This window comes from Clostridia bacterium (assembly GCA_036562685.1).
Classification (GTDB): Bacteria; Bacillota; Clostridia; order Christensenellales; family DUVY01; genus DUVY01.
This window is the reverse complement of record DATCJR010000120.1, coordinates 1-6,018: the sequence shown is the minus strand read 5'-3', so window position 1 is coordinate 6,018 and position 6,018 is coordinate 1. Positions and strand designations below refer to the sequence as shown.

Sequence of the window (6,018 nt, the reverse complement as noted above, 5' to 3'; positions counted from 1 at the left end):
GCTATTAGGACTATTGTTGTTTTAATTTTCGCTTGGCTTATGGTCTTTATAGTGGGTTCATATACAGGCATAACTAATATTGGCACTAAGACTTTGATTTTTTTGATTTTGTCAGGATTGGCCACAGGCGCATCCTGGCTTTGTTATTTTAAGGCTTTGCAGTTAGGCGATGTAAACAAGGTTGTTCCTATTGATAAATCGTCCACTGTTTTGACATTAATTCTTGCCTTTATTATTTTGGGCGAAAAAATCACGCTATTAAAAGGCTTTTGCATTGTAGCCATAGGAATAGGCACTATATTAATGGTCGAAAAAAAGAAAAGTCAAGAATCTTCTGAAAAAAAGTCAAAAAGTATATGGCTTGTTTATGCCATTCTTTCTGCGGTGTTTGCAAGTCTAACCGCGATTTTTGGGAAAATAGGTATCAGCGGTATAGAATCCAATCTAGGTACTGCAATCCGTACCGGCGTAGTTTTGGTAATGGCGTGGATAGTGGTTTTTGTCAAGAACAAGCAAAATACGATTAAGCACATTGACAAAAAAGAACTGATGTTTATATGCTTGTCAGGAATAACAACAGGTGCTTCTTGGCTTTGCTATTACAAAGCATTGCAAGACGGACTTGCAAGCGTAGTTGTACCCATAGACAAACTCAGCATTCTTATAACAATAGCTTTTTCATACATAGTGTTTAAAGAAAAGCTTTCTATAAAAGCAATAATTGGACTTGTATTAATTGTCGCAGGAACATTGCTGATGCTGTTGTAAGATTATATTAAATGCTGCCCTTATATTATGACTTCTGACTGATAGGTTTTAACAAATCTTCTCAAAGCATCGTGATAATCGGATAGTCTTTTAAAGCCGCCTATATCTAAAGACGCATTGGATAATACGGTGTTTTTAGGGCGTTTGGCTATTGTTTTGAAATTTTGCAAGCTTACTTTTTTGGGATAATTGGTTGCGCCTATTGTTTCGACTATTTCTTTGGCAAAATCATATTGAGAGCATGAGCCTTCGTTGGTTGCGTGATATGTACCATATCTTTGAGTTTGTATCATGGATATTATCAAGTCAGCCAGGTCGTCAGTAAAGGTAGGGGAGCCAAAGATATCGTCAATTTCATAATAAGAAGTATTGCTTTTGGATTTTTGAATAACAGAATTCACAAAGTTATTTCCATTTTGTCCAAAAAGCCATGAAGTACGCACTATAAAATACTTTTCAACAGTATTTCTTATTGCAAGTTCGCCTTCAAATTTTGTTCTTGCATAATAATTAACAGGTTTGGGCTGATCAGTTACTTCGTAGGGTTGATCTTTTGAACCGTCAAAAACATAGCTGGTGCTTATGTAAATTAGTTTGGAGTCATACTGCTTGCATAATTTAGCTATATCTTGCGTTACAGACACATTGAGTTTGAAGCATTTTTCTCTGTCGGTCTCAGCCTTATCCATATCGGTGTATGCAGCGCAATGTATTACAACCTCCGGCTTATTATTTTCAAAACATAATGCCAAGTTATTGTAATTGGTTATATCCAACTGATATTTTGAAAAAGCCAAAACAGGTAAATCATTTTCTTTTATTTTTTTTATCACGCTTTGACCTAATTGTCCAAAACCGCCAGTTACCAAAATACTCATAATATCAAACCTCCCTATAATACAAAAATCTCTCTTTGACACTTTATATATATGTTGCAAGACTTTGATATAGCATTTATGAAGTTTTTTTATAATATGAATATGTTTATAATAATTTGGCGAAAAGATTATTTACTGGGTGTTAATAGCAAAAAAAAACGGCTTTTCAAGATAAAAGCCGTTAAATTTTTTACATTGTTTTAGAAATAGTCTTTAGTGCGTTCTTTTCTAGCCTTGAAACTTGAGCTTGACTAATTCCTATTTCTTCGCTTACTTCTATTTGGGTTTTGCCTTCAAAATACCTAAGATATAATATCTGTCTTTCTCTTTCTGCAAGTTTTCTAATTGATTCTTTTAAGGCTACATTTTCTGTCCAGTTTTCGTCAGAATTTTTTTCATCTCTCAACTGGTCAACTAATGTAATAGTATCTCCGCCGTCATGATAAACAGGGTCAAACAATGAAACAGGATCGCTTATCGCATCCAAAGCATACACCACTTCTCTTACCGGCATATCTATGGCGGCGGCTATTTCTTCCATAGTGGGCTCGTTATTGGATTTTAGCTCCAATGCTTCGCGCGCCTGCAAAGCTTTGTATGCAGTATCTCTTAGCGACCTGCTGACTCTGACGCTGTTATTGTCTCGCAAGAATCTTCTGATTTCGCCTATAATCATAGGCACAGCATAGGTAGAAAACTTAACATTAAGAGAGGTGTCAAAATTGTCAATAGCCTTAATAAGTCCCACACAGCCTACCTGAAAAATATCGTCAATGTTTTCTTTTCTGCCCATAAATCTTTGGATTACGCATAGCACCAATCTCATATTGCCTATAATAAACTGTTGACGGGCTTCTTCGTCGCCGGCTTTTAGTTTTTTCATCAGATCCATTATTTCTTGATTTGAAAGCTTTGGGAGAGTAGATGTGTCAAGACCGCATATTACAACTTTTGCCATATATCCTCCAAAATCCTAAGTATGTCTTATAGTTTTGGCTTTTGATTGGGCTTTTATACTATCTAAGTTGATGAAAAAATTTTATGAAAAATTGTTTTCACAAAAAGGTCATAGCGATCATATATAATCTACTAAGGATTTTTTAAGGTTTTATGGAAATACAGCTTACATATTGTGAACTTAGAAAAAAAGACGTAATCAATCTGGTTGACGGGCGCAAACTCGGCAGGCTTATTGATGTTGTTTTTAATATAAAAGGGCATATCGAAGGTTTTGTTGTGCCAGGAATCAAAAAATGGTCTTTTTTTAAAGCAACGGATGATATTTTCATAAAATGGTGCGACATCAAAAAAATAGGCGAAGATGTTATTTTGGTAGAATTAAGACCGCATTCGTCAGTTCATCACCCTAAAGGCTGCGAAAAAGACAAAGACAGGGATAGAGATCGATGCGGTTGTTTTGATGAAGATATTTGCATTGATTTTATGCCTAATAATGATGATAATGATTGGTCAGATAATTTTAGCAATGGAGGCAATAATGGCGGCTACTATATGGATGCCCAAAGGCCAATGCACCAAAAAGGCGCTTATTATAAAACCTCTAAAGATCAAAACATAAATTACTTTATGAAATATTACGATCACAAAGGCTAGCCAAAATCGGCAAGCCGCATTTTATATAAATATAATTTTTATTGGTCAAAACGGACAAATGTTGTATAATAAAAGAAAAAAGGGCAGGGTATACCATGAAGTGTCCGTTTTGCGGCTATGAAGAAAGCAAAGTTATTGACAGCCGTTCTACTGATGAAAATAATTCTATTAGACGCCGCAGAGAATGTCTTGAATGCAAAAAGCGTTTTACTACTTACGAAACCATTGAAACAACGCCAGTTTTGGTAATCAAAAACGGCGGAAATCGTCAACCCTTTAATCCTGATAAAATCCGTATTGGAATTATTAAAGCGTGCGAAAAGCGTTCTGTTCCTATTCAAAAAATAGATGAACTTGTTAATGATATTGTTAAACAAATCAACAATTCGATGGTAAGAGAAATACCGTCAAATGAAATAGGCGAAATGGTTATGCAGGGGCTCAAGGAAATTGACGAGGTTGCATATATCCGTTTTGCTGCAGTTTACCGTAAATTTAAAGACATTAACACTTTTATGGATTTTATAGAAGAGTTTGAACATAAAATCAAAGAATAAATTAGCTTTTTAGATACTTTTTATTTTATTTTAGATAAGGGGAAAAAGATGAAAGAAAAGTATATCGCTGCGCTTGATCAGGGCACTACAAGTTCAAGATGCATTATTTTTGATCGTTATTGCAACATAGTTTCCAAGTCACAAAAAGAATTCAAACAAATATATCCAAAACCAGGTTGGGTAGAGCATAATCCTCAAGATATTATAAAAACTCAAATCAATGTCTTTCATGACGCTTTAAAAAAAGCCCAAATTGAACCTCAGGACATTGCCGCGATAGGCATTGCCAATCAGCGTGAGACTGTGATAGTCTGGGACAAGATCAGCGGAAGGCCGATTTATAATGCTATTGTATGGCAATGCAGACGCACTGCTGATATGATAGAAAAATTGTCCAAGCAAGGTCTTGCCGATATGATTTACAAAAAAACTGGGCTTGTTATGGATGCGTATTTTTCGGCAGCCAAAATAAAATGGATTTTGGATAATGTGTCTGGAGCAAGGGCTGCGGCAAATCGCGGTGAACTATTATTTGGAACGATTGATACATATCTTATGTGGAAGCTAAGCGGCGGTCAGATTCATGCAACTGATTACACCAACGCTTCCCGCACAATGCTTTTTAATATCCACACATTGCAATGGGATGACGAACTCTTAGAATTATTCGAGATCCCTAAGAGTATGTTGCCCAAAACTTATCCGTCAGGACATCTTATGGGTTATACGGATGAGCATGTTATGGGTGCCAAAATTACTATTGCTTGCGCTGCGGGTGACCAGCAGGCATCACTTTTTGGACATCTTTGCATAAACTCAGGAGATATAAAAAACACTTATGGAACGGGCTGTTTTTTGTTGCTAAACACAGGCGAACAAGCAGTTCAATCCAAGCAAGGACTAATTACTGCTCTTTGTGCCAGCACGTCGCAAAAGCCTTTTTACGCCTTAGAAGGCAGTGTTTTTGTAGGCGGTGCGGTAATTCAATGGCTAAGACATGGTTTGGGACTTATTAAAACAAGCGCCGAAAGCGAAAAATATGCAAGAAAAGTCAGCGATACAGACGGCGTTTTTATAGTGCCTGCTTTTACCGGATTAGGTGCGCCATACTGGGATGCAGACGCTAGAGGAATTATCTGCGGAATAACCAGAGGAACAAAAAAAGAGCATATAATCAGAGCAGCATTAGAATCAATCGCTTACCAAAGTCTGGATGTTCTTGCCGCTTTGGAAAAAGATTTGGGCAGTAAAATTACGCGCCTTGCAGTTGACGGCGGAGCATGTGCCAATGATTTTTTGATGCAGTTTCAGGCTGATATTGCGGATGTGGAAGTTGCCCGTCCTAAGATTTTGGAAACAACTGCGCTGGGAGCCACATATCTTGCAGGGCTTACGGTCGGATATTGGCAAAGCGTGGAAGAGCTAAAAAACAACAATGAAGAAAAAATCTTTTATCCAAATATAGAGCCTAAACACCGAAAAACATTAATTGATAATTGGCACAAAGCGGTCCAAAGAACTAGAAAAATATGATTTAAAACTGCTTTCTAAATAGACCAAATAAAAGAACAGATTATAAAATCGTGCAGATTTTTTCATTTTAAAAATACTGCTGATTTATTATTTTGATTAATGACTTTTATTAGCTAATTTCTTAAGAAAATTTTTATAAATAATTTTTAATCATTTTTTTTAAAATTAAGTTCTCGTAAAATATGAAAAACTTAACGGTTTTTTATAATGTTTTTTAATGTGATTTTGGATTATAATGAGGTATAAGATTGGATAAGAGGGTTTTAACAAATGACAAAAATCAAATTAATACACATGGATACTTTGAGTTGTGAGCCCATTGTTCGCAGAATGCCCAATGGAGATTTGTTGACAGTTTGCCAATGCGGAGATGTGAAAGAACCAGCGCCGTTAAACAGGGTATATGCCTTTCGCAGCAAAGACGAAGGTATGACTTGGAGCCAAAAAGAACTTGTTTATCCCGAAGACGGACAGGCTGTATATAATACAGAAGTTATGGTTCTCGGCAACGAAGTAACACTGTTTTTGACTGTTCATAATGGCTATTTTGTTGATTGGAAATGTATTATGATGAAAAGCTATGACAGCGGTTACACATGGGTTAATGCTGGAGCTACACCGTATTTGGAAACTTACACCTTTGTAAGAGGTCAGATAACTTTAAAAAA

Annotated in this window: 7 protein-coding genes; 5 read left to right on the top strand and 2 right to left on the bottom strand. The window is 36.1% G+C overall.

Annotated elements, in window-relative coordinates:
- The coding region (locus tag VIL26_05495) for an EamA family transporter (protein ID HEY8390387.1) at nucleotides 1-768 on the top strand (768 nt) is incomplete at its 5' end.
- 20 nt (nucleotides 769-788) lie between these two features.
- Here the strand turns inward: VIL26_05495 and rfbD are convergent.
- Together rfbD and sigG are read right to left on the bottom strand one after the other, a co-directional pair.
- Nucleotides 789-1,646 carry a dTDP-4-dehydrorhamnose reductase gene (gene rfbD, locus VIL26_05490; protein ID HEY8390386.1) on the bottom strand — a complete coding sequence of 286 codons (858 nt, stop codon included), beginning with the start codon at nucleotides 1,644-1,646 and terminating at the stop codon, nucleotides 789-791.
- 190 nt (nucleotides 1,647-1,836) lie between these two features.
- Nucleotides 1,837-2,604: an RNA polymerase sporulation sigma factor SigG gene (sigG, locus tag VIL26_05485; GenBank protein HEY8390385.1), complete on the bottom strand. Its 768-nt coding sequence runs from the start codon at nucleotides 2,602-2,604 to the stop codon at nucleotides 1,837-1,839.
- Between the two features lie 152 nt (nucleotides 2,605-2,756).
- Between sigG and VIL26_05480 the strand changes: the two genes are divergently transcribed.
- From VIL26_05480 to VIL26_05465, 4 genes are all read left to right on the top strand, one after another.
- The gene (locus VIL26_05480) at nucleotides 2,757-3,260 is read left to right on the top strand and encodes a YlmC/YmxH family sporulation protein (GenBank protein HEY8390384.1); all 504 of its coding nucleotides are present in this window, start codon (nucleotides 2,757-2,759) and stop codon (nucleotides 3,258-3,260) included.
- Nucleotides 3,261-3,355: 95 nt separating this feature from the next.
- Entirely contained in the window at nucleotides 3,356-3,817 is a 462-nt protein-coding gene (gene nrdR, locus VIL26_05475; protein ID HEY8390383.1) for a transcriptional regulator NrdR, read from the top strand.
- 48 nt (nucleotides 3,818-3,865) lie between these two features.
- Nucleotides 3,866-5,350, top strand: coding sequence for a glycerol kinase GlpK (gene glpK, locus VIL26_05470; GenBank protein ID HEY8390382.1), 1,485 nt, complete (start codon nucleotides 3,866-3,868; stop codon nucleotides 5,348-5,350).
- A 270-nt stretch (nucleotides 5,351-5,620) separates the two neighbouring features.
- A partial coding sequence (locus tag VIL26_05465; GenBank protein ID HEY8390381.1) for a sialidase family protein occupies nucleotides 5,621-6,018 on the top strand: 398 nt, incomplete at its 3' end.